25 protein-coding genes are annotated in these 22,605 nt (G+C 73.4%); 11 read left to right on the top strand and 14 right to left on the bottom strand.

Annotation, left to right across the window (positions count from 1 at the left end):
- Positions 1-164 precede the first annotated feature (164 nt).
- A complete protein-coding gene (locus JT723_RS33110; protein ID WP_205048583.1) occupies positions 165-1,097 on the bottom strand; it encodes a class I SAM-dependent methyltransferase in 933 nt (310 codons plus the stop codon).
- A 51-nt stretch (positions 1,098-1,148) separates the two neighbouring features.
- Here JT723_RS33110 and JT723_RS33105 point away from each other — a divergent pair, with 51 nt between their 5' ends.
- The gene (locus tag JT723_RS33105) at positions 1,149-1,751 is read left to right on the top strand and encodes a helix-turn-helix domain-containing protein (protein ID WP_205048582.1); all 603 of its coding nucleotides are present in this window, start codon (positions 1,149-1,151) and stop codon (positions 1,749-1,751) included.
- Positions 1,752-1,887: 136 nt separating this feature from the next.
- Positions 1,888-2,439, top strand: a complete 552-nt coding sequence (locus tag JT723_RS33100) for a COG4315 family predicted lipoprotein (RefSeq protein WP_205048581.1) — start codon at positions 1,888-1,890, stop codon at positions 2,437-2,439.
- An 81-nt stretch (positions 2,440-2,520) separates the two neighbouring features.
- Here the strand turns inward: JT723_RS33100 and katG are convergent, their stop codons facing one another.
- Positions 2,521-4,761: a catalase/peroxidase HPI gene (gene katG, locus JT723_RS33095; RefSeq protein ID WP_205048580.1), complete on the bottom strand. Its 2,241-nt coding sequence runs from the start codon at positions 4,759-4,761 to the stop codon at positions 2,521-2,523.
- A 213-nt stretch (positions 4,762-4,974) separates the two neighbouring features.
- On the opposite strand from katG, the gene JT723_RS33090 reads away from it, so the two are divergent.
- On the top strand, positions 4,975-5,409 hold the full coding sequence (locus JT723_RS33090) for a Fur family transcriptional regulator (protein WP_205048579.1): 435 nt from the start codon (positions 4,975-4,977) through the stop codon (positions 5,407-5,409).
- On the opposite strand, the gene sigJ is transcribed toward JT723_RS33090, so the two are convergent.
- Positions 5,406-6,362, bottom strand: a complete 957-nt coding sequence (gene sigJ, locus JT723_RS33085) for an RNA polymerase sigma factor SigJ (protein ID WP_205048578.1) — start codon at positions 6,360-6,362, stop codon at positions 5,406-5,408. The genes JT723_RS33090 and sigJ overlap by 4 nt on opposite strands.
- A gap of 500 nt (positions 6,363-6,862) precedes the next feature.
- Here sigJ and JT723_RS33080 point away from each other — a divergent pair, with 500 nt between their 5' ends.
- On the top strand, positions 6,863-7,492 hold the full coding sequence (locus JT723_RS33080; protein ID WP_205048577.1) for an LUD domain-containing protein: 630 nt from the start codon (positions 6,863-6,865) through the stop codon (positions 7,490-7,492).
- On the opposite strand, the gene JT723_RS33075 is transcribed toward JT723_RS33080, so the two are convergent.
- The 5 genes from JT723_RS33075 to JT723_RS33055 form a co-directional block, all read right to left on the bottom strand.
- Positions 7,461-7,967 (bottom strand): hypothetical protein, encoded by a 507-nt coding sequence (locus tag JT723_RS33075; RefSeq protein WP_205048576.1) that lies wholly within the window; start codon positions 7,965-7,967, stop codon positions 7,461-7,463. The genes JT723_RS33080 and JT723_RS33075 overlap by 32 nt on opposite strands.
- Before the next feature lie 177 nt (positions 7,968-8,144).
- Complete coding sequence (locus JT723_RS33070; protein WP_205048575.1) at positions 8,145-8,732, bottom strand: AAA family ATPase; 588 nt, start codon at positions 8,730-8,732, stop codon at positions 8,145-8,147.
- On the bottom strand, positions 8,729-9,685 hold the full coding sequence (locus JT723_RS33065) for a nucleotidyltransferase domain-containing protein (protein ID WP_205048574.1): 957 nt from the start codon (positions 9,683-9,685) through the stop codon (positions 8,729-8,731). The genes JT723_RS33070 and JT723_RS33065 overlap by 4 nt, the downstream gene beginning before the upstream one ends.
- A gap of 16 nt (positions 9,686-9,701) precedes the next feature.
- Positions 9,702-10,592: a TIR domain-containing protein gene (locus tag JT723_RS36335; protein WP_205048573.1), complete on the bottom strand. Its 891-nt coding sequence runs from the start codon at positions 10,590-10,592 to the stop codon at positions 9,702-9,704.
- A gap of 122 nt (positions 10,593-10,714) precedes the next feature.
- Positions 10,715-11,704, bottom strand: coding sequence for an ArsR/SmtB family transcription factor (locus JT723_RS33055; protein WP_205048572.1), 990 nt, complete (start codon positions 11,702-11,704; stop codon positions 10,715-10,717).
- 55 nt (positions 11,705-11,759) lie between these two features.
- Between JT723_RS33055 and JT723_RS33050 the strand changes: the two genes are divergently transcribed.
- Positions 11,760-13,031, top strand: coding sequence for an MFS transporter (locus JT723_RS33050; protein WP_205048571.1), 1,272 nt, complete (start codon positions 11,760-11,762; stop codon positions 13,029-13,031).
- Positions 13,032-13,091: 60 nt separating this feature from the next.
- Positions 13,092-13,655, top strand: a complete 564-nt coding sequence (locus JT723_RS33045) for a DinB family protein (RefSeq protein WP_205048570.1) — start codon at positions 13,092-13,094, stop codon at positions 13,653-13,655.
- A gap of 19 nt (positions 13,656-13,674) precedes the next feature.
- On the opposite strand, the gene JT723_RS33040 is transcribed toward JT723_RS33045, so the two are convergent.
- Both JT723_RS33040 and JT723_RS33035 read right to left on the bottom strand, forming a co-directional pair.
- Positions 13,675-14,190 carry an O-acetyl-ADP-ribose deacetylase gene (locus JT723_RS33040; protein WP_205048569.1) on the bottom strand — a complete coding sequence of 172 codons (516 nt, stop codon included), beginning with the start codon at positions 14,188-14,190 and terminating at the stop codon, positions 13,675-13,677.
- Positions 14,191-14,275: 85 nt separating this feature from the next.
- Positions 14,276-14,914: a winged helix-turn-helix transcriptional regulator gene (locus JT723_RS33035; protein ID WP_205048568.1), complete on the bottom strand. Its 639-nt coding sequence runs from the start codon at positions 14,912-14,914 to the stop codon at positions 14,276-14,278.
- A 91-nt stretch (positions 14,915-15,005) separates the two neighbouring features.
- Here JT723_RS33035 and JT723_RS33030 point away from each other — a divergent pair, with 91 nt between their 5' ends.
- The gene (locus JT723_RS33030) at positions 15,006-15,788 is read left to right on the top strand and encodes an SAM-dependent methyltransferase (protein ID WP_205048567.1); all 783 of its coding nucleotides are present in this window, start codon (positions 15,006-15,008) and stop codon (positions 15,786-15,788) included.
- Between the two features lie 18 nt (positions 15,789-15,806).
- Here JT723_RS33030 and JT723_RS33025 read toward each other — a convergent pair whose 3' ends face one another.
- The 4 genes from JT723_RS33025 to JT723_RS33010 all read right to left on the bottom strand — a co-directional run bounded on the left by JT723_RS33025 (position 15,807) and on the right by JT723_RS33010 (position 19,087).
- Positions 15,807-16,814: a hypothetical protein gene (locus JT723_RS33025; RefSeq protein ID WP_205048566.1), complete on the bottom strand. Its 1,008-nt coding sequence runs from the start codon at positions 16,812-16,814 to the stop codon at positions 15,807-15,809.
- Between the two features lie 139 nt (positions 16,815-16,953).
- On the bottom strand, positions 16,954-17,346 hold the full coding sequence (locus JT723_RS33020; RefSeq protein WP_205048565.1) for a hypothetical protein: 393 nt from the start codon (positions 17,344-17,346) through the stop codon (positions 16,954-16,956).
- A gap of 12 nt (positions 17,347-17,358) precedes the next feature.
- On the bottom strand, positions 17,359-18,222 hold the full coding sequence (locus JT723_RS33015) for a heavy metal-binding domain-containing protein (protein WP_205048564.1): 864 nt from the start codon (positions 18,220-18,222) through the stop codon (positions 17,359-17,361).
- A complete protein-coding gene (locus JT723_RS33010) occupies positions 18,215-19,087 on the bottom strand; it encodes a heavy metal-binding domain-containing protein (RefSeq protein WP_205048563.1) in 873 nt (290 codons plus the stop codon). The genes JT723_RS33015 and JT723_RS33010 overlap by 8 nt, the downstream gene beginning before the upstream one ends.
- Before the next feature lie 166 nt (positions 19,088-19,253).
- Between JT723_RS33010 and JT723_RS33005 the strand changes: the two genes are divergently transcribed.
- The 4 genes from JT723_RS33005 (at position 19,254) to JT723_RS32990 (ending at position 22,595) form a co-directional block, all read left to right on the top strand.
- Positions 19,254-19,796 carry a GNAT family N-acetyltransferase gene (locus JT723_RS33005; protein WP_205048562.1) on the top strand — a complete coding sequence of 181 codons (543 nt, stop codon included), beginning with the start codon at positions 19,254-19,256 and terminating at the stop codon, positions 19,794-19,796.
- Between the two features lie 134 nt (positions 19,797-19,930).
- Positions 19,931-20,989, top strand: coding sequence for a ketoacyl-ACP synthase III family protein (locus JT723_RS33000; RefSeq protein ID WP_205048561.1), 1,059 nt, complete (start codon positions 19,931-19,933; stop codon positions 20,987-20,989).
- Between the two features lie 141 nt (positions 20,990-21,130).
- Entirely contained in the window at positions 21,131-21,760 is a 630-nt protein-coding gene (locus JT723_RS32995) for an LUD domain-containing protein (RefSeq protein WP_205048560.1), read from the top strand.
- Between the two features lie 58 nt (positions 21,761-21,818).
- Positions 21,819-22,595, top strand: a complete 777-nt coding sequence (locus tag JT723_RS32990; protein WP_205048559.1) for a glucose 1-dehydrogenase — start codon at positions 21,819-21,821, stop codon at positions 22,593-22,595.
- Positions 22,596-22,605 lie beyond the last annotated feature (10 nt).

The following is a 22,605-nucleotide window of genomic DNA, read 5'->3' as shown; positions in this document are numbered from 1 at the left end:
CGGGTCGGTGACCACCCGCGCGCGTGGGGGCTGAGCGCGCCCACGCGGTGACAGCCGCAGATCAGGTGCAGCCCCGCGGCCCAAAGACGCTCACCCTCCGCCCAGAGGGCACCTGTCCAGGGGCGCGGGGGACGGCGCGGCCTGGTGCGTGACCGCCGTGGGGGCTAGGACGGGCGGAGGCCCGCGAAGATCGTGGTCGGGGAGAGGAGGAAGGCGTCCGGGCGGTGGAGGATGCTCGTCGGGGCGGAGGGGGAGAGGAGGGCGTCGAGGGTGGTGAGGTCGGACGGGGGAAGGGACTCCGTCGCGGTGTCGCGGATGCGGGTCAGGTAGGACGCGAGGTAGGTGCGGGCGGGGGTGGGGAGGGGGGCGGGGATGTCGAGGACGCGGGTGAAGGACGTCACCTCGGTCAGGCCGGCCGCCGCCAGCATGGCGGGCCAGTCGTCGACGGCGGGGACGTAACCCGGCAGCTCGGAGCGCATGAGGGCGAACCACTCCTCCTGCACGGCGTCCAGGCGTGCCTGGATTCCGGGCGCGCCGAGACCGATGTCCCGCGGCAGGAACCGCATGGGCAGCCCGCCCTCGGCGACGGCGAGCACGCCCCCGGGCCGCAGCACGCCGGCGAGGGCGTCGAGCGCGCCCTGCTGGTCGCCGAGGTGGTGGACGGCCATGCTGCTCCAGACGACGTCGGCGGTGCCGAGCCCTGCGTCGAGCCCGTCGGGCAGGTCGGCGTGCCGTACGGTGACCCGGCCGCCGAGGCCGAGCCGTTCTGCCCGGGCCAGCGTCCGGTCGAGCAGGGCCTGGGTGCCGTCGACGGCGACGACCTCCGCGGTGGGGAACTCCTCGGCGAGGACGCAGGTCATCACGCCGGGCCCGCTGCCGGCGTCGAGGATGCGGCGGACCTCGTGGCCGGGGCCGAGGAGTTCCCGCAGCCGGGCCGCGGTGGCCCGCAGGACGGGGAGCCGCAGTTCACCGGCGTTCTCCAGGGTGTCGGCCATTGCCTCCCAGTCGATGTCGGTCTGGTGGCCGTGGCCATGCCCATGGCCGTGCCCGTGCCCGTGCCCGGCGTGGTTTCCGTGCGTGGTTGCGTCAGCGCTCATGCCGGGCAGCGTGCCCCGCACCTCACGCGTTCGGCAACTATTGTTGCCGTTATGGAAACACCGGCACCCCACCGCGACCACCAGGCCGTACTGGACGAGGTCGGCCCCCGCCTGAAGCGGCTGCGCGCCCAGCGCAAGCTGACGCTGGCTGCCCTGTCGGAGACGACCGGCATCTCCAAGAGCACCCTGTCCCGGCTGGAGTCGGGCCACCGCCGCCCGAGCCTGGAACTGCTGCTGCCGCTGGCCGCGGCCTACCGCGTACCGCTGGACGACCTGGTCGGGGCGCCGGAGGTCGGCGACCCCCGGGTGCGGATGGCGCCGCGGACGATGCCGTTCGGCGGCACCGTCGTACCGCTGTCCCGCGGGCCCGGGCCGCTGCAGGCGTACAAGATGATCGTGCCGGACCGCGGCAGCGAGCCGGAGCTGCGCACGCACGAGGGCTACGAGTGGCTGTACGTGCTGGACGGCAAGCTGCGGCTGGTGCTGGCCGAGCACGACCTGACGCTGGAGCCGGGGGAGGCGGCGGAGTTCGACACCCGGCTGCCGCACTGGTTCAGCGCGACCGGCGGCGGGCCTGCCGAGGTCCTGAGCCTGTTCGGCCGGCAGGGCGAGCGTATGCACGTACGGGCCAAGCCCCGGGCCGGCGGCAGCTGAAGCGCATGCCCCGGACGGCGCTCCCGTGTGGCCGGAGGGTGGGCGGCGGCGTGTAGTGGGTGGTGGTGCGGCCCCGGCGAGGCGGGCCGCCCGCCGCCCGCCACGGGCGCCCCAGCCGAGGATCCGAGGAGTAGCCGTGAGGCCCCACGTCCGAGTCATCGCCGCCCTGGCGGGTACGGCCTTCGCCGCCGTCGCGGCGTCCGCCTGTTCAGGGAGCAGCAGCCCCAGCGCCGCGTCCGACGGGGGGACCGCGTCCCCTCCGGCGTCGGTGGCGCTGCAGGAGGCGGCGAAGACCGCTCCCCCGACGGTCACCACCAAGCAGGTGTCGCTGGGCAAGATCCTCGTCAACGACAAGAACCTCACCCTGTACTTCTTCGAGGCCGACAAGACCTCGAAGTCGACCTGCACGGGCGCCTGCGCCGCCGCCTGGCCGCCCCTGGTGGTGAAGAACAAGCCGACCGGCGCCGGCGGTGTCCAGAGCAAGCTGCTGTCGACCAGCGAGCGCTCCCAGGGCACCAACCAGGTGACGTACAACGGCCACCCGCTGTACCGCTTCGCCGGCGACCGCAACCCCGGCGACGTCAACGGGCAGGGCCTGAACAACTTCGGCGCCAAGTGGTACGTGGTCGGCACCGACGGCAAGACGATCACCACCGCGACCACGACGAACCCGGGCTCGGGCTACTGACCCCGGCACGGCGGAGGGCGGCCCCGCAGTCCGCTCACGGACTGCGGGGCCGCCCTCGGGCCGTACGGCGGGGACCGGCGCTCAGACCAGGTCGAAGCGGTCCAGCTCCATGACCTTGACCCACGCGGCGACGAAGTCGTTCACGAACTTCTCCTTCGCGTCGTCGCTCGCGTAGACCTCGGCGACCGCGCGCAGCTCGGAGTTCGAGCCGAAGACCAGGTCGGCGCGGGTGCCGGTCCACCTGGCCTGGCCGGTGGCCGCGTCGCGGCCCTCGAAGACGCCGGCGTCCTGCGCGGTGGGCGCCCAGGTGGTGCCCAGGTCGAGCAGGTTGACGAAGAAGTCGTTGGTCAGCGTGCCGGGGGTGGCGGTCAGCACGCCGTGCGAGGACTTCCCGTGGTTGGCGCCGAGCACCCGCAGGCCGCCGACCAGGACGGTCATCTCGGGGGCGCTGAGGGTGAGCAGGTTGGCCCGGTCGAGCAGCAGGTACTCGGCCGGCAGCCGGTTGCCCTTGCCGACGTAGTTGCGGAAGCCGTCGGAGGTGGGCTCCAGGGCCGCGAAGGACTCGACGTCGGTCTGGTCCTGCGATGCGTCGGTGCGGCCCGGGGTGAAGGGCACCTCGACCGTGACACCGGCGTCCTCGGCGGCCTTCTCGACGCCCACACCGCCGGCCAGCACGATCAGGTCGGCGAGCGAGATCTGCTTGCCGCCGCTCTGCCCGGCGTCGAAGGCGTCCTTGACGCCTTCCAGGGTGCGCAGCACCGAGGCCAGCTCGTCGGGGCCGTTGACCTCCCAGCCGCTCTGCGGTTCGAGGCGGATGCGGGCGCCGTTGGCGCCGCCGCGCTTGTCGCTGCCGCGGAAGGTGGAGGCCGACGCCCACGCGGTGGACACCAGCTGGGCGACGGTGAGGCCGGAGGCGAGGATGCGCTCCTTGAGCGCGGCCACGTCGGCGGCGTCCACCAGCGGGTGCGAGACCGCGGGTACCGGGTCCTGCCACACCAGGACCTCGCTGGGGACCTCGGGGCCGAGGTAGCGCACCACGGGGCCCATGTCGCGGTGGGTCAGCTTGAACCACGCGCGGGCGAAGGCGTCGGCGAACTCCGTCGGGTTCTCCAGGAAGCGGCGGGAGATCTGCTCGTAGGCCGGGTCGATGCGCAGTGCCAGGTCGGTGGTGAGCATCGTCGGGGCGTGCGTCTTGGCCGGGTCGTGCGCGTCCGGCACGGTGCCGGCGCCCGCGCCGTCCTTGGGCTTCCACTGGTTGGCGCCCGCGGGGCTCTGGGTCAGCTCCCACTCGTAGCCGAAGAGGATCTCGAAGAAGCGGTTGTTCCAGGTGGTGGGGGTGTCGGTCCAGGCGCCCTCGAGGCCGCTGGTGATCGTGTCGCCGCCCTTGCCGGTGCCGTAGGAGCTGCGCCAGCCCAGGCCCTGCTGCTCGATCGAGGCGGCCTCGGGGTCGTCGCCGACGCTGTCGGCGGGGCCGGCTCCGTGGGTCTTGCCGAAGGTGTGGCCGCCGGCGATGAGGGCGACGGTCTCCTCGTCGTTCATCGCCATCCGGCGGAAGGTCTCGCGGATGTCGCGGGCGGAGGCCAGCGGGTCCGGGTTGCCGTTGGGGCCTTCGGGGTTGACGTAGATCAGGCCCATCTGGACCGCGCCGAGCGGGTTCTCCAGCTCGCGGTCGCCGGTGTAGCGCTCGTCGCCGAGCCAGGTGGTCTCGGGACCCCAGTAGACGTCCTCCTCGGGCTCCCAGACGTCGGCGCGGCCGCCGCCGTAGCCGAAGGTCTCGAAGCCCATCTGCTCCAGGGCGACGTTGCCGGCCAGCACCAGCAGGTCGGCCCAGGACAGGGACTGGCCGTACTTCTTCTTGACCGGCCACAGCAGGCGGCGGGCCTTGTCGAGGTTGGCGTTGTCGGGCCAGCTGTTGAGCGGCGCGAAGCGCTGCTGCCCGGCGCCGGCGCCGCCGCGGCCGTCGCTGATGCGGTACGTGCCCGCGCTGTGCCACGCCATCCGGATGATGAACGGGCCGTAGTTGCCGTAGTCGGCCGGCCACCAGTCCTGCGAGGTGGTGAGGGTCTCGGCGATGTCCGCCTTCACGGCCGCCAGGTCGAGGGTCTTGAAGGCGGCGGCGTAGTCGAAGTCCTCGCCGAGCGGGTTGGACACGGCGGGGTTCTTGGCCAGGATCTTGACGTTGAGGCGTTCCGGCCACCACCCGCGGTTGCCACCGCCCTGCGTCGGGTGCGGCGCACGGGCCGCGTGCGGAACCGGGCAGCCCCCCGCGCTCTGCGTCTCCGTCTTGGGGTCGGTGACGATGGCGTCGTGGTTCTCAGTCATGGAAATCCTTCCGGACCAGGCGGGTCACGTGCGGTCGGTCGCCGTACCGGAGTCGTTGTGTCCCTTGGCTACCGCCGGAACCGATCCTACGATGGACACAATCCAAGTCAAGAAGCGGGCCAACTGCACACACCGTCGAAAAACGGGTGCCCGCTGCTAAGGTCCTGGTATCCCGGGAAATCGAAAGAACGAACAGGCGACAGGTGGGCCGACATGAGTGACCTGCTGGAAAGACTGCGAGGGCGCGGCTGGCGGATGACCTCCCAGCGGCGTGTCGTCGCACAGGTCCTCGACGGCGACCACGTGCACCTGACGGCCGACGAGGTGCACGCCAGGGCGGCGCTGCTGCTCCCGGAGATCTCCCGGGCGACGGTCTACAACACGCTCGGCGAGCTGGTCTCGCTCGGCGAGGTCATAGAGGTGGCCACCGACGGCCGCGCGCGGCGCTACGACCCGAACGCCCACCACCCGCACCACCACCTGGTCTGCTCCACCTGCGGCACGGTCCGCGACGTCCACCCCACCCGCGACCCGCTGACCGACCTCCCCGTCGAGGAGCGCTTCGGTTTCACGGTCGCGGCGGCCGAGGTCACCTACCGCGGCCTGTGCCCGTCCTGCACCCGGGCACCGGCCCAGGCGCCCGCCTAGCCCGCCGGGGCGAGGGTCCAGGCGCGGAGTTTTTCGGGGTTGCGGACCGCCCAGATGCGGGTGATGCGGTGGTCGGCCAGGTGGAAGGCGTAGACGGTGACCGTCACGCCGTCGTGCTGGGCGATCAGGCCGGGCCGGCCGTTGACCGTGCGCTCGGTGAAGGTCAGGTGCGGGGCCGCGCGGGCGATGTCGATATGGGCCTGGGCCACCTGCGGTCCGCCCTCGACGGGGTGCAGGATCGCGGCGGCCAGGCCCCCACTGTCGGCGATGAGGGTGGCGCCGGGGTCGAGCAGGCCGACCAGCGCCTCGATGTCCTTGGCCTCCCAGGCCTGCTTGAACTCCCTGACGATGCCCGCCTGTTCGGCCGCCGGGGTGGCCGACGCGCGCTCGGCCCTGATGCGCTGCCGGGCAGAGGAGGCCAACTGGCGGCAGGCACCGGGCGTACGGCCGGTGATCTCGGCGATCTCCGCGAAGGGGTAGCGGAAGACGTCGTGGAGTATGAAGGCGACCCGCTCGGCCGGGGTCATCGACTCCAGGACGACCAGGAAGGCCATGTTGACCGACTCGTCGAGGGTGACGCGGTCGGCCGGGTCGGCCGTTGCGGCGCCTTGCGTGTGCTCGGGCAGCGGCTCGGGAATCCACTCGCCGACGTAGCTCTCCCTGCGCGCCCGCGCGGAGCCGAGCATGTCCAGGCAGATCCGGCTGGCCACCGTCGTCAGCCAGGCGCCGGGCGACTCGACGGCGTCCTGCCTGCGGCGGGACATGGCGAACCAGCGGGTGTACGTCTCCTGGACGGCGTCCTCGGCCTCGGCCAGTGAACCGAGCAGGCGGTAGGCCAGGTTGATCAGCCGGCGCCGCTCCTTCATGATCGCGTCCAGGCGGGGGTCTGCCGGGCCGGTCTCGCCCGGGCCGGTCTCGCGCCGGCCGCTCTCCGGCTCGGATCGGGTCCTCATGGTGTCGACGGCTCCCTCGGTCGCGGCGTGCCCACCCCCTCACGACAACCCCGCCCGCCGAAACGTGACGGCCGGAAGGTGAGGGCGGAAACCGGCCGCGGACGCATCCGACGTGCGCGGCCTGACATTCCGGGGGGCTACGCGGTCGGAAGGGTGAGAGGAAACCGCCGTCCGCGAAGAGGAAGCCGCGCAGCACGATGACCAGTCCAGTCGTCCAGCGTCGCACCTGCCATGCGCCTGCGCCTGTACCTGCGCCGACGTCTGCCCAGGCCTCCCGAACCGCGCCCGGCACCGAAGGGCCGCCGACAGGCGGCCGGGGCACGCGTGGGTGACCGTCGTTCACCGCGACGCTCTTCCTCCCCGCGCCGGACGGCGCCACGCGTGCCCCCCACGACCCGGAGCACGGCTCGCACCACGTCCCGAACCACGGCTGGAAGCACGACCCGAACCACGATTCACCCCGTGACTCACCCCATGACGACAGGTCCAGGAGAGACATCGTGACTTCGCAAGTTCCCACCACCCTCTTCGCCGACCCCGTGTCGGAGGAGCGCCTGGAGCGGACGGCGGCCGCGCTGGCGGAACACGGCTTCGCCGTGGAGATCCTCGACGACGCCACCGCGGCCCGCGCCCGCGTGCGGGAGCTGATCCCCGAGGGCGCCACCGTCTTCACGTCGGCCAGCGAGACCACCCGGCTGTCCGGCATCGAGGAGGACATCAACACCAGCGGGCGCTACGAGGCGCTCAAGCCGGTCGTCCTCGGCATGGACCGGGCCACCCAGGCCGACGAGATCCGCCGGCTGCTGGCCAGCCCCGACGTCGTGATCGGCAGCGTCGCCGCGGTGACCGAGACCGGGTCGATGGTCGTCGCGTCGGCCAGCGGCAGCCAGCTCCCGCCGTACTCAGGCGGCGCCGGCAAAGCCATCTGGATCGTCGGCGCGCAGAAGGTCGTCCCCGACCTCGACACCGCGATGCGCCGCCTGGAGGAGCACACCCTCCCGCTGGAGAACGTGCGCGCCCAGGCCGTCTACGGCAAGCCCAGCCACATCAACCGGCTGCTCATCATGAACGCGGAGCCCTTCCCCGGCCGGGCCACCGTCATCCTGCTGCGCGAGGCCATCGGCTTCTGACCTCCCCGCCCGCCCCGGTCCGGTGCCCGTCGGGGGGTGCCGGGCCGGGGTCCGCCCGGCCGAGGACGTCGTCGCGGTCCCAGGTGGTGGCCAGGATGCGGGCCACGTCGGCACGCTCGGAGCCGGTGACGTAAGGGAGTTCGTCCCGGTCCCGCACCCCGGTGAGCACCGGCGCGTGCAGCAGGTCGTCACCGAAGGGCGGCACCGCGTTGGCCAGCGTCCCGGCGAGGACCAGCTGCTCGTAGTCGTAGGACTCCCAACTCGCCTGCGCCCGCCCGAACTCGGCCTCGCCGACGCGCAGCCACGTCCCGACGACCAGCGTGAAGCCCCCGGTCAGCCGCAGCGGCAGCAGGCAGCCCACGAAGCAGCCGACGCCCTCGGCCTCCAGCAGCGCCCGCAGCCCGCCGGCATGGCGCAGAGCCGTGTCCCCGCCGGCCAGGCAGTCCGGCACGGGGAAGCGCCTGTCGATCCGCATGGGCCGCACTGTAGCGGCGGGGTCCGACACCCGCGGCGCCCCCGGAGGGGGCGAAAACGGGATGCGGCGCCGCGCGCGCCCGGGCGACCACGAAAGCCGGTCCCGCCGCCCGTCCGGCGCACATCGGGCTCAGCGTCGACAGCAGCACACCGGGGATGTCCAGCGGGTTGCCGCAAGTCACCCGTCCGCGGGACCGATGCCGCCGCCCGGCGGGGGAGCGCCGGCCAGGTCCGCCGCCAGGCCGCGCAGCCAGCGGTCGGTCTCCGCCGCCGAGCGGTGGCGGGCGATGCGCGGCAGGTCGCCGGTGCGGGCGGCGGCGGCCAGTTCGTACTCCTGGCGCAGCGGTGCGTGCGAGCGCAGCGCCCACAGCAGGATGGAGCGGCGGCCGAAGAGCCTGCCGAGGCGCTCGGGGTTGCGGGCCTCCGCGTTGGACCGGGTGGCCAGGCGGCGCAGCGTACGCCGGAGCAGGCGGCGGAAGATGACCGGCAGCGGGTAGTCCAGCCACACCACGAGCTGCGCGCGGCTCCAGGTCAGCTGGCGTACGGCCGCGTAGTTCCCGTCGATGATCCACGCGTTTGTGGCCGCGATGGCCGCGACCTGCTCGCAGAAGTCGGTGGTGGCGACCTCGCGCCAGTCCCGCTCGTAGCGCAGGGTGTCGAGTTCGGTGTGCGGGAGGCCGCCGAGGCGGGCCAACTCCCCCGCCACCGTGGTCTTTCCGCTCCCGGTGGTGCCGACGACGAGGATGCGGCGTACGGGCTCGGTCATGACGGGCGGCCTCCGCGCCGGGGCTTGACGTCGCCGAGGTAGGCCCAGACGGCCTCCTCCACCGCGTCGAAGGGCAGCCCGCCGAACAGCGCGAGCAGCCCGCGGTAGTAGTCCTCCCGGGCGAGCTGCGGCGGCCGTTCACGGCACCTGTCAGTGAGCGCCGCGTAGGCGGCGTCCAGTTGCAGGAAGGGCCGGAGCGCGGCCCGGATGCCGTCGAAGCGGTGGCCGCGCAGCCTGCCGAAGGCGGCCAGCACGTCGTCGGCCCGGTCGGGGGCCGGGTAGGCGGCCCGGTGCGCGAGGATCTGCCGCATCAGGTGGACGGGGAAATTCTGCGCGAAGCCCATCAGCTTCAACTGCCCCGCGTCCGGCTCTCCGTAGCGCATCGACCGCAGCGGCTGGCCGCGCCACTGCGTCGCGAACGACATGGCGTAGTCCCTGATCTGCCGGGTCCTGGTCTTCTTGTCGCGCGGCACCCCGGCCAGGTAGGCGGTGTGGAAGGCCTGCCAGGGCTCGCCCTTGGCCGCGGCCAGCGCCCCGATGTGGTCGTGGAAGCGCAGCCCGGTGGCGTCGAAGACCTCGCGCTCGGTCCGCAGCGAGGTGATGGGCATGCTGCCGGTGACCAGGTTCTCCCGGGTGACCAGCCGCTCGGACTCGGCCCCGATCTCGATGACGTCGACCTGCGGGACCGCGTGCCGTCCCTGCACCTGCTCGGTGTATATGCGCAGGACGTCGGCGACGCCCTCGTCGAGCCCGGTCGTGCCCGGGGCGCGGAAGACGGCGACGTCGATGTCGCTGCGCGAGGTCGGCCTGCCCCAGGCGACCGAACCGCACAGGACCGCCGACCCGCCCTGGAAGGCGGGCAGTTCGCTGATCCGGTGGGCGACCCACAGCACGTCGTCGGGCGGTGTCGGCTCGGTGGAGACCGCTTCGCCGTAGGTGAGGTAGCGCGGCATCTGCCCCTCTCCCCCGCTAGAGGTTGCCGTCGAGGAAGCGCTGCACGCGGCTCTCGATCGCGTCCACCGGGGCGCCCTCGGCCAGCCGGAGGTAGATCGTGCCGCCGAGGTCGGCGGGCATCTTCGCGTCGCCCACCCGGATGATCAGGCAGCGCTCCTTGCCCTTGGAGGCGATGAAGTGCCCTGCTTCGAAGACCACGTTGTCGCGCGGCGCCGCGCCGCCCGCGACACCGTCGAGCGGGTCGTCCTCGGTGAAGAGGAAGATCCCCGCGGTGCAGGTGGCGCGGGCGCGCTCGATCTCGCCGAGGATCGAGGCGCCGCTGCGGAAGTCCACCGCCCAGTCGTGCACGGTCGCCCCGTGCCGGGTCAGCAGCAGGTTGATCTGCGCCGCGATGCCGCGGCTCTTGCTGCAGTAGCCGAGGAAGACGTCGCTGCGCCGGCCCATCTCGCCCAGCCACCCGGTGAAGCGCCGCCGGAATTCCTCGCTGCGCGTCCAGTCGGCGGTCGCGTCCTCGGGCAGCCGGGTCAGGACGGTGCGGCTCGCGCCCGGCCAGGTGGCCGCCCGCTCCTCAACGCCCTGCTCGACGATCAGCATCATCGGCAGCCCGAGAGTGCGGGCCACCGCGGTGTCGTAGTGGTTGTACTCGCCGACGAGCCGGGCGGACGCGTCCGGCTGCGACAGCGTCCAGCGCGGGAACCCGATCATCACCGCACCGACGCAGGAGCGCATGACCTGGTCGACGTTGTCGAAGTTCCAGTGCAGGTCGGCAGCCCGCCCCAACTCCCAGAAGGCCTCGGGGGAGTAGCCCGCCGCCCGGATCTCCGCGACGATCGCGGCCTTCACCGCCCGGCGCCTGGCGTCGAGGCTCCGGTCGCCGGTGGAGCTGACGAACACCCTTCTGTCCACGACGGCAGTCCTCACGGTCCAGGTATCGGCGTCGGCCTCCGAGCATTCCACACGGGGGTGCGGGCGCGGCTGCCCTTTGCCCGTATCGCCGCTGCGGCAGCGGGACTTGGGCGCCCCGGGAATCAGCCGCACAGGCTGTCGCCCAGGGCGCTGCGGGCGTAGAGGACCACCCGGCCGTGGCGGGCGCGGTTCAGCAGCCGGGCGTCGTGCAGGACCCGCAGGTGCTGGCTGACCGCGCCCGCGGTGACGCCGAGGCGGCGGGCCAGCTCCGTGGTGGACGACGGCTCGTCCAGGAGCAGCAGCAGCCGGGCGCGGGGTACGCCGAGCAGCCGGGCCAGTGCGGGGCCCGGCGGCGGCGGGTGCAGGTTCTCGGCCATCGTGGCGCGGCCGCGCGCCGGGTAGGTGATGACGGGGGTCTCGCCCGGGTCGATGAAGGTGCTGGCGCCGCGCGCGAAGCAGGTCGGGACCAGCACCAACCCCCGCCCGTCCACGTCGACTTCGTCGCGGGGCAGCGCCAGCGGGCGCTCCCAGTGGATGGACAGCTCGCCGTCCCGCCAGTGCAACCGGTGGGCGAGGTCGGCGAAGAGGGCGTCGGCGCCGCCCTCTGCCAGCATCCGTGCCCGGTGGACCAGGTCGGCCTGCAGCACCGACCGGGCGCGCGGCCACCACGCAGGGGCCAGGCAGCGGTCCCAGTACTCGGCCAGCGCGTCCGCGATCCGCCCCAGCAGGCCCGCAGGGTCCTCGAAGCCGTACGCCAGCGGCGCGGGCACGACGCGGTCGTGCGGCAGGAAGGCCCGCTCCAGGTCGGGCCGCACGGCGGCCGCGGGCGTGGCCACCAGCGCGGCCAGCTCGTCCTGGAAGTCCGGCCACACGGTGGTGGGGCGCGGGGTGAGGAAGTCCGGGGTGAAGCGGTTGGAGGCGACCAGCGACAGCAGCAGGTCGCGGCCCTCCAGCGCGTCGAAGTCCTGCCGCATCCCGCGGAACCACGGCGTCTGCTCGACGTAGTGGCCCGGGTGCTCCCACATGCGCAGGCTCAGCACCGCCTCCAGCAGCGCCGAGCAGGCGAAGGAGGTCGAGGCGAGGTCGGCGAGGCCGAGGCGGAAGCGGATCATTGAGCGCCAGGCTAAATCAGTTCCCGCCCCCGCGGGGAGCCGTTGGGATGGGGCCATGACCTCAGCCGCCGCCAAGGCCGGCCCGCCCGCAGCACCCCGCCGCGGCCTCCACCCCGACCCGGTGGTGCGCCGGCTGTCCTGGACGGTGCTCGTCAACACCTTCGGCACCGGCCTGTTCATGACGGTCAGCGCCCTGTACTTCACACGCGTCGCGGGCATCTCCGTCGGCCGGGTCGGCACGGGGCTGACGGCCGCGGGACTGTGCGCCATCGCGGCGAGCGTGCCCGCGGGCCGGGCCGCCGACCGCTGGGGCAGCCGCCGGGTGCTCGTCGTGCTGTCCCTCGTGCAGGCCGCGGGCATGGCCGCCTACACCCTGGTGCACGGCTTCGCGGTCTTCCTGGTCGTGGTGTGCGCGGAGACCGCGGTGAACAGCGCCTCGGCCGCGGTGCGCAACGCCCTCTACGCCGACACCCTCCCCCGCGCCACCCGCGTCGCGGGCCGCGCCTACCTGCGGGCGGTCACCAACGTCGGCATCGGCGCGGGCGCGGCACTGGCCGCACTCGCCCTCCAGGCCGACACCCGCACCGCGTACGACACGGTGATCCTGGCCAATGCGGCGTCCTTCGTCGCGGTGGCCGCCATGCTCCCCGGCATCCCGCTCGCCGGCCGCGCCCCGGACGACGCGGAGACGGCGCCCGCGCCCGCCGCCCGGCGCGGCGGTGCGCTGCGGGACGGTCCGTATCTGCTGGTCACCGGGCTCAACGCGGTGCTCGCCGTGCAGTTCGCGGTCTTCAGCGTCGGCATACCGCTGTGGGTCGTGCGGGAGACCGAGGCACCGCGGGCGGTCGTCGCCGGGGCGATGATCCTCAACACCGTGCTGGTGGTGGCCTTCCAGGTGCGAGCCACCCGCGGGACGCACGATCCGCGTTCCGCGGCGCGCGCGTGCCGCACCTCGGGGCTGCTGCTGGCCGCGTCCTGTGCGGTCATCGCGGCCAGCCACGGGCTTCCGGCGGCGGCGGCCGCGCTGGTGCTGCTGGCGGCGGTCGTCCTGCAGACCGCGGGCGAGGTGCTGTCGCAGGCCGGCGGCTGGCTGCTCAGCTACGACCTCGCCGACCCCGCGGCGACCGGCGCCTACCAGGGCGTCTTCAACGCGGGCTCGTCCGCGGGCTTCATGGTCGGCCCGGCTGTCGTCACCGCCACGGCCCTCGCGCACGGGCCGGCGGGCTGGGCCGTGCCCGCCGGACTCTTCGCCGCCGCCGGCGCCGCGATGGCTCCCGCCGTGCGGTGGGCAGAACGGCGCCGCCCGGCAGTTCAGGACAGAAGCTGACCGCATCGGCACCTAGCGTGGTACTCGACGGCGGAACCCCCCGAGCGAGAGGCGCAGACCATGAGCGGCAGGACGATCGAGAACGAGCAGGGCACCACCACCTCCCCCGCGGCCCTGAGCGGTGAGCGCACCGACCTGCTGGAGATGCTGGCCAAGCACCGGCACTTCCTGCGCTTCACCACCCGCGACCTCACCGACGAGCAGGCCGGGCTGCGCACCACCGCGAGCGCCCTGTGCCTGGGCGGCCTGGTCAAGCACGTGACGGCCGTCGAGCGGAACTGGGCCGCCTTCGTCGTGGACGGCCCGTCGGCGATGCGCGACGCGGACGACATGACCGAGGCCGACTGGCAGGCCAGGCTGGACGAGTTCAACATGCTGCCCGGCGACACGCTGGCCGGTGTGCTCGCCGCGTACGACGAGGTGGCCGCGCGCACAGACGAGCTGGTCCGCACCCTGCCCAGCCTCGACGCGGCGCAGCCGCTGCCGCAGGCCCCCTGGTTCGAGCCGGGCGCGAGCTGGTCGGCCCGCCGGGTGATGATGCACATCATCGCGGAGACCGCCCAGCACGCCGGCCACGCCGACATCATCCGCGAGTCCCTGGACGGCGCGAAGTCCATGGGCTGACCGCGGGTTCAGCCCCTCCTCAGCCGTCCGCGAGCCCGGCGAACACGGCGTAGGCGGTCTCGTCGTAGAGCACGAACCGCACGTCGGTGACGGCGGTGTCGGCAGCGCGCACGGCCGCCAGCGCGATACGGGCGCCGTCGTCCATCGGCCAGCCGTAGATGCCGGTGGACACGGCGGGGAAGGCCACCGAGGAGGCGCCCAGCTCGTCGGCGACGCGCAGCGACTCGCGGTAGCAGGAGGCGAGCTGTGCCGAGCGGTCCTCCTCCGCCGACCACACGGGACCCACCGTGTGGATGACCCAGCGTGCGGCGAGCCGCCCGGCGCGGGTGGCGACGGCCTGGCCCACCGGCAGACCCTTGCCGTAGTGCCCGGCCCGCAGCTCGCGGCAGGCGGCCAGGATCTCCGGGCCGCCCCGCCGGTGGATGGCGCCGTCGACACCGCCGCCGCCGAGCAGCGAGGAGTTGGCCGCGTTGACGACGGCGTCGGCGTGCTGCTCGGTGATGTCGCCCCGGACGAGCGTGATGGTGGTCGCCATGCCCTCATGGTGGCGCATCCGGGCAGCGGCCTCGGCGGCGTACCCGCGGCGGAGCGGCTGCCTGGGCCACCGGGACTGCCGCGGCTCAGGCCTCCGCGGCCACCAGGCTCGGCAGCAGCCCGCGCGGGTCGTCGATCGCCAGCCCGAGGCCGGTCGCGGCCTGCGGGGTCAGCAGCCCTGACACCACCGCGCCGACGAGCATGGAGGCACCGGTGAGGGTGACGTCGGCGCCGGGTGCGGACCCGCGGTGGATCTCGAAGTCGCCGCCGGGCCGCAGGACCATGCGCAGCGACTCGCCCTCGGAGTCGATCCGGACGACGACTTCGGTGTCGGGGGAGGGGCGGCCGGGCAGCAGCGCCCACGCGAGCGCCGACCAGTGCGGCTGCACCGCGTCCCCGGCGCCGGGACCCGACGGCATGCTCGCCAGCCCCCATTCGGCCAGCTCCCGCAGCACACCCTCCAGTTCCCGGCCGCGGTCGGTGAGCCGGATGAGGGTGGCGGCGACCGGCGGCGGGGCCTCGTAGCGCTCGACCAGGCCGTCGGCCTCCATGGCCTTGAGCCGGTCGGCGAGCAGGTTGGTGGCGATCCCCGGCAGGCCGCGCCTGAGGTCGGTGTAGCGGCTCGGCCCGAGCGCCAGCAGCTCGCGCACGATGAGCAGCACCCACCGGTCGCCGACGACGTCCAGGGCGCGGGCGACGGAGCAGTACTGGTGGTAGCTCTTCATGGGTCCAGGGTAGCGGATCTCGCTTGATTTTCTCAAGCTGCCACTTTAGTTTGACATCCATGGCAATCCACCCAGCCCTGGAGGCCGCGCCATGACCTACACCGAATCCGACATCGTCCGCACCGTCGAGCAGCTGGCCGGGCAGGACGTGGCGAAGCTCAGCCGGCAGGAGCTGGACGGCATCGACCAGTTCCACGCCGGCGGGCCGCAGGCGGTCGACCGGCTGATCCCGGGGCTGCGGCTCGGACCCGGGATGACCGCGCTCGACGTCGGCTCGGGCTTCGGCGGTCCGGCGCGGCAGATCGCCCGCACCACCGGCTGCGGCGTCGTGGGCATCGACATCACCGCCGCCTACGTGGCCGCGGCCGCCGAGCTGACCGCCGCCGCGGACCTGTCCGACCGGGTCCGCTTCGTGCACACTCCGGTGGCCGACCTCGCCGAGGGCGGCTTCGACGCCGCCCTGACCGTGCACGTCCAGATGAACGTGGCCGACAAGCGGGCCTTCTACACCGACATCGCCGCCCACCTGCGCCCCGGCGCCCGGCTCGCGGTCTTCGAGGTCTGCCAGGGCCGCAGGAGCACGCCCCCGCAGCTCCCGCTGCCCTGGTCGCTCGACGGCAGCGACAGCTTCCTGACCACCGGCGACGCGCTGTGCCGCACCATCGAGGCGGCGGGCTTCGACCTCGTCGAGTGGTCGGACGACACCGCGTGGGTCGGCGAGTGGTTCACCGCCCTGGGCAAGCGGCTCGCCACCGCCCCGCCGGCGGTCGCGCTGCCCGCACTGCTGGCCGACGGCCCCACCCGCATGCTCAACTACGCCATCGCGCTGTCCGAGGGCGCGGTGACCGTCCACCGGGGCACGTTCACGAAGTGAGCCGCAGCGCTCCGCCGCTCACCGCAGCAGGCCCTCCAGCAGGTCCGGGTGCCCGGGGCGGACGCGCGAGGCCAGTTCGGCGTCCGTCGCGGTGTGGGCCGCGAGGATCACCTCGCGCAGCGCCGCCCTCCTGCGTGCCGCGTATGCCGCGTCGGACTCCTCGCCCTGCGCCCATACGCCCCCGGTCAGCGCGATCGTCACACCGCCGCGCTGCAGGACGTACCCGACGGCCTCCTGCGACGTACCGCGGAACCACAGGCCGGGGCCGTCCTGCACGCACGGCGGGGACACAGTCCCTGTCGTGTCGCCCTGGGCGTCCAGCAGCGGGCCGCAGGGGTCGGTGCTGCCGAGCGTGACCTGCTCGGCGCCCAGCCAGGCGTCCATCGGGCCCGCGGGGACGCCGAAGAGCGCGGTCAGCCGTGTGCCGTCCCAGGTGTAGCGCTCCTGCGCCATCCCCGGCAGGACGACCACCTGCGCCAGCGCCCTGGACGGTACGGCCTCGGTCCGCATCCACTGCCGGACGACCACGTGCTGCTGCAGGCCGCGCACCGGTACGGCGACGGCGTACACCAGGGCCAGCGCGACGACGGCCACCGGCACCGCACTGCGGGTGCGGACGACCGCCGCCCAGGCCACGCACAGCGCCGGCAGGCAGAAGACCAGGCAGCTGAGCACTCCCCAGCGGAAGGGCAGCAGCCGGGCGAGCAGCAGCATCGCCACCGTGTCGGCCAGCAGCACCCGGCCCAGCATCGGCCGCAGGTCGCGGCCCCAGGTGCGCCGCACCCCGCGGAAGGCCGGCAGCAGCAGCGGCACTGCCACCAGCAGGCCCACCAGCACGACGGCCGCGGCGCCGACCAGCCCGAAGGGCAGGCCCGAGTCGTTCAGCCACCCCTGGACCCCCAGCACCGGGACGACCGAGACCGCGGCCCCGGTCACCGCCAGGCCGAGCAGCGCGGCGCACCGCGCCCCGCGCGACCGCCCGGCGCCGCCGGCCGGCGGCGCGGTCTGCGCCAGTTGAGCGGTCATGTCCCCCCCAGGATCACCCCGCGGTCCCGCCGCGGTCCCGCACCGATCTTCCGACCCTAGACCAGGTCGGAGGCGGCGGAAGAGGGGTGGTCCCGACCTGACCGCACGTCAGTTCCCCCCGCCGGTCCCGCCGGCCGGGTCAGCTCAGGAAGCGCTCGACCGCCTCGCGGGCGCGCGCGTTGGTGGCGGCGGCCTCCGCAAGGGCGCGGGCGAGGGCGCCGATCCACTCGTCCAGCGGCACCTCGCGCCGGGAGAGCACGACGGCACGCACCTCCTTGCGGATCTCGGCGACCACCCGCTCCCGGTCCAGCCGCAGCGCCAGCCGCTGCTCGCCGAGCGCGACGTCCAGCTCGGTGACCGTGCCCTCGCGGCCCGCCATCCGGTCCGCCACCGAACGGCGCCGCCTGACCTGCACCGCGCCGGGCGGCAGCCAGTCCGCCAGGTTCACCGACAGCACCCTGGCGTACAGGCCGAGGTCCGCGCTGTCCTGCCGCAGGGCCGCGGCCAGCAGGTCGACTTCCCGTTCCGTCATGGCTTCCACCTCTCAGGCGTCAAGGCTCAGCACCATCGTGGGGCGCTCGATGACGTGGTCGTCCCGCAGCGGGCGCACCGCCGTGCCGATCGCGAAGAACTCGGTGGTGTGCGGCCCCCAGCTGTGCGAGTGCTGGCGCAGCTGCACCGCGACGATCCCCTCGGCCGCCAGCGCCTCCGCCTCGGCCTGCATGCGGCTCATCGCCAGCTCCCGGGCGTCATACAGGGCCTGGGTGAACTGCTCGACCTCCACGTTGCGGCCGGCGTTGGCGAACGCCTGGCCCACCCGCTGGTGCGCCACGTGGTAGACGCAGCTTCCCATGACCATGTCCAGCGGCGCGTAGCCGGCCCGGATCAGGGTCCAGAAGTCCTGGCCGGACAGGTCGGACGTGAAGGGCCTGCCCTTGTTGTTGAGCCAGCTCCCGGTGTGCCCGGGGTCCGCGCCGTCCGCCTTGACCGCGGTGCCCACCGCGATGAACTCCACGATGTCGGAGCCGAACTCCTTGATCTCGACGTCCAGTCGCACCCCGACGACGCCGTCGGCGCCCAGCTCCGCCGCTTCCGCCTCCATCCGGCTCATCGCCAGCTCCCTCGCGTGGTACATCGCCTGGGAGAGCTTGGTCAGCTCCTGGTTCTTCGACCAGCGGCCGATCTGGATGCCGACGTGGTAGATCGACGAGCCGAGCACCAGGCCGAGCGGGCGGAAGCCCGCCTCGCGGACCAGCAGGAACTCGTTCACCGTCAGGTCGGAGGTGAACAGGCCGCCCGCCTGCCCGGGCCGCAGCTGCGACAGCCGCCGCATCGCGTCCTCCGGCACACCCGCCGCAGCCAACGCCCCCGACCCGGGCGCCCCGGCGCCTGTGGACCGCTCAGCCATTCCCGCTCCCCCGCTCCAGTCTCATGATGGTCAGTGGCCCCGGTCCGCTACGCCGCCCCTGGCGGCCGAACCGGGCGACGGAGGTGCCGGCGAAGACCGCCTCCGCGACATGGTCGTGTGCACCCTGGCTGCACGGGCGGTCGCGCACCTGCAGCTGCATCGCCTCGACCACCACGCCGTCGCCGCCGTTGGCCGCCGCGTTGCGGGCCAGCTGGGTGCGCGCGTCGCGGCGGGCGTAGGTGATCAGCCGGGTGTAGCCGTCGACCTCCTGGTTGCCGGCCGTCCACCGGGTCTGCCGCCTGAGGGCCAGGTCGCCGTGCAGCGCGGCGATGCTGATGCCGAAGGCCAGCCCGGTGGGCACCCAGCCGCCGATGATCAGCCGGGCGAAGTCCTGCCCGCCCAGGTGCGAGGTGAAGACGCGGTGCGGCCGGGTGCGCGACCGGGCGCGTACCGCCGTGCCCAGTGCCGTGAACTCCACGCCGCCGGAAGGGAATTCGCGCATCCGCAGGGTCAGCCCGACGACCCCGTCGCCGCCCAGCGCCCGGCACTCGGAGGCGGCACGGCCCACGACGGTCCTGCGTGCGGTGTACAGCACCCGCACCAGGGGCGCGTACGGCGCCCATCGCGAGGACGACAGGTCGGGGATCCCCGCGGTCTGCCAGGGACCGGCGCAGTCCCACGCACCGGTGTAGCCGATCTGGAAGACGGCGGTGCCCAGCACCTGCCCGACCGGGTCGAAGCCGACGCTCTCGACGGCCGCGAACTCCTGCGCCGACAGCGCCGAGTCCCATGTGCCGCCCGCACGCGACCGCGCGGTCCGCTCCCGCCCGGCCGCCGCCGGGTCCGCGGCTTCAGGTCCTGCCATCGGCTCCGGTGCCACCGGCCTCTCGCCTCGCCCCCCGCGCGCCTCGGCGCCTTCCCCGGAAGCCTAGGACAAGGCATGAGCAAAAGCATGAGCAACGGCATGAGCAGCACAAAGAGCCGCAGGGAGGTTAGTCTGCCTCGTCCGGAACAGCCCAGGAGGTCCCACCATGAGCGGCACCGCGTCGCCCTTCCCCGACCGGATCGAGCTGACCGGGGAGGGCCTGGTCCTGCGCGACTGGACGGAGGCGGACCTGCCCGCGATGCCGGGCCTGTTCGACCACCCCGACATCGCGTACTGGACGCCCATCGTCTCGCCCTTCGACGACGCCGCCGCCCGCACCCGGCTGGAGCGCGCCCGCAAACTGCGGGCCGAGGGCGTCGCCGTCCTGCTGGCCGTCACCCTCGACGGCGGTGCACCGCTGGGCGAGGTGATGCTGCGCCGCGCCCCCGAGGGCACCGAGATCGGGTACGCCATCGGCCCCGCGCACCGCGGCCAGGGGCTGGCGGTACGGGCGGTGCGGGTGATGGCAGCCTACGCCGCCGGGCAACTGGGCGCCTCCCAGGTGATCCTGGAGCTGGAGGCGGAGAACGCGGCCAGCATCGCGGTCGCCGCCAAGGCCGGTTTCGAACGCCTCGACGTCCCCCTGATCGAGGGCGAGGAGAAGGGCCGCCCGTACGCGCTGCAGACCTGGGGCCTGACGCTGCTCTGAGCCCCGCCGCCCGGACGCGGCACCCACCGGGCGGACCGGCGTAGCAACATATTGCCTGCCAGGCGCACTTGATTCCGCAGCCCGACTTCGGCAACCTGCCCGAGGCTGCCGCACTCGACCTGCCTGGAGGCACGATGACTTCGCATGTTCCGGCACCGCCTCCCTTCGCTGCCGGAAGCCCCACGGCCACCGACTTCACGTCGGGTCCCGCCCTCTACATCGCGTCCGCCGCAGCCGAGATCCCCCCGGGCTTACCCCTCGCCGACGCGGTGCGCGACGGGCTGATCCCGGAGGAGAACGCCAAGGTCACCGGGATGAGCACGGTCAGCGTCGCCGACGAGTCGACCAGCCTGTTCGACCTCGTCACCGCCGCGGCCTCCTCGGCCGTCAGCCGCGCCGGCTTACCCGCGACCGACATCGGCGCGGTGCTCTTCGCGAACGTCTTCCCGTACACCCGCCCCCGGCTCTACAACATGGCCACCGGCATCGCCGAGGCCGTGGGAGCGCCGGTCGCCTTCGCCACCGAGCTGTCCGGCGGCTGCGTGGCCAGCATCAACGCCCTGGTCCTCGCGGCCCTGCGGATGCTGCACTCGCAGGAGCGCGCCGCCCTGGTCGTGGCGGGCGACGTCTGGCGGCAACCGCACATCGACCGCTTCAACACCGAGGTCGGCTACATATTCGCCGACGGCGCCGCCGCCGTCGTCCTCAGCCGCGAGGCCGGATTCGCCCGGCTCATCTCCGCGGCGACCCTGACCGACCCGAACCTCAGCGGCATCCACGCCGAGGTCCCCTCCGACCGCACACCGGTCGACATCACCGCCCGCGCCCGCGCCTTCCTCACCACCCGCATGGGCACCGACCAGGTCCTGCCCCGGCTGCGCGGCGGCCTGCGGGCCACCCTCGACGCGGTCCTCGCGCCCGCGGGTGTCGACCTCGCCGACGTGGACCACGTCCTCGTACCGGCCATCGGGGAGCCGTTCCTGTACCGGAACTACCTCGACCCGCTGGGCATCCCGATCTCCCGCACCACCTGGGACCACAGTGCCGTCACCGGCCACACCGGCGGCGCCGACCAGTTCAGCGCCCTCTCGTACCTCGTGGACCAGGGCCGCTGCAAGAGCGGCGACACCATCCTGATGATCTCCGAGGGCCTCGGCTTCCAGTGGAGCGTCGCGGTCCTGCGGGTCGAATAGCCCCCGCCGCCGGACATCACGGACACCGGCCGACATAAGGCACCCGCCTCGGGGCAGCGCACCTGACATTTCGGCGGGCTGTCCTGTCGTAGTGGTGAGGGACATACACACAACAAGCAAGCAGGAAGCTCAGGAGGCACCATGACCACCCAGGTTCCGGCCACACCGTTCACAGAACCGGCGCCCGCCGAGCTCCTGGAGCGCGTGGCCACCGCCCTGAAGGAGAAGAACTTCGCCGTCGAGATCCTCGACGACGCCGAGGCCGCCCGCGAGCGCGTCAAGGAGCTGATCCCCGAGGGCGCCCTCGTCTTCACCGGGGCCAGCGAGACGCTGCGGCTGTCCGGTATCGACGACGACATCAACACCAGCGGGCGGTACGACTCCGTCAAGGCGCGCAGCGGCACCATGGACCGCGCCACCCAGCTGTCCGACATCTGGCGGCTGCTCGCGGTGCCGGACGTCATCGTGGGCAGCGTCTCCGCGGTCACCGAGAGCGGCTCGCTCGTCGTCGCCTCGGCCAGCGGCAGCCAGCTGGCCGGCTACTCGGGCGCCGCGCCCAAGGCCATCTGGGTCGTCGGAGCGCAGAAGGTGGTGCCGGACCTGGACACCGCGCTGCGCCGCATCGAGGAGTACTGCCTGCCGCTGGAGACCGAGCGCGCCATGAAGGTCTACGGGGTGCCCAGCTCCGTCAACCGGCTGCTCGTGCTGAACAAGGAGCCCATGCCCGGACGCGGCACCGTCCTGCTGGTCCGAGAGGCCATCGGCTTCTGACCCCGGGGCCTTCCGTTTCTGCCGGTCCACCGTGTGAACACCAGAAGGGACGACGACCATGTCTGGTCTGCAGGGCAAGGTAGTGATCGTGACCGGCGGCTCCGGCGGACTCGGCGTGGCGACGGCTGCCTGCCTGGCCCGTGAGGGTGCCAGCGTGGTGCTCACCGGCCGGGACGGCGAGGAGGGCGAGAAGGCCGCCGCCGAGGTCGGCGGGGTCTTCCTGCGCCACGACGTGACCAGCGAGGACGGCTGGCGGTCGGTGGTCGAGGCGACCGTCGACCGCCACGGCCGGCTGGACGGCCTGGTCAACAACGCCGGGATCGACACCTGGTCGCTGATCGAGCACGAGACGCTGGAGAAGTTCGAGCAGGTCATGAAGGTCAACCTGACCGGCGTCTTCCTCGGGCTGAAGGCGGTGGTCGGGCCGATGCGCCGCGCGGGCGGCGGCTCGATCGTCAACATCGGCTCCGCGACCGGTCTGTCCGGGCACCCCATGACCGCCGGCTACGGGGTGTCCAAGTGGGGCGCCCGCGGGCTCACCAAGATGGCGGCGGTGGAGTTCGGCCGCTACCGCATCCGGGTGAACTCCGTCCACCCCGGCCTGATGTACACCCCCATGACCGCGGCCCGCGGTGTGCAGCCGGGCGAGGGCAAGTTCCCGCCCTCCCCGCTGGGCCGGGTCGGGCTGCCCGCCGAGGTCGGGGAGGCGGTCGCCTTCCTGATATCCGACGCGGCCACCTACACCACGGGCGCGGACATCTGCGTGGACGGCGGCTGGACGGCCGGCGAGGCCGGCCTGATGCAGCACGCCCCCGCTCCCGACGACCTCGACTGACCGCCTGGAC

The organism is Actinacidiphila bryophytorum, assembly GCF_016916835.1.
In the GTDB taxonomy this organism is placed as follows: Bacteria; Actinomycetota; Actinomycetes; order Streptomycetales; family Streptomycetaceae; genus Actinacidiphila; species Actinacidiphila bryophytorum.
This window is presented reverse-complemented; position numbering and strand designations above follow the sequence as displayed.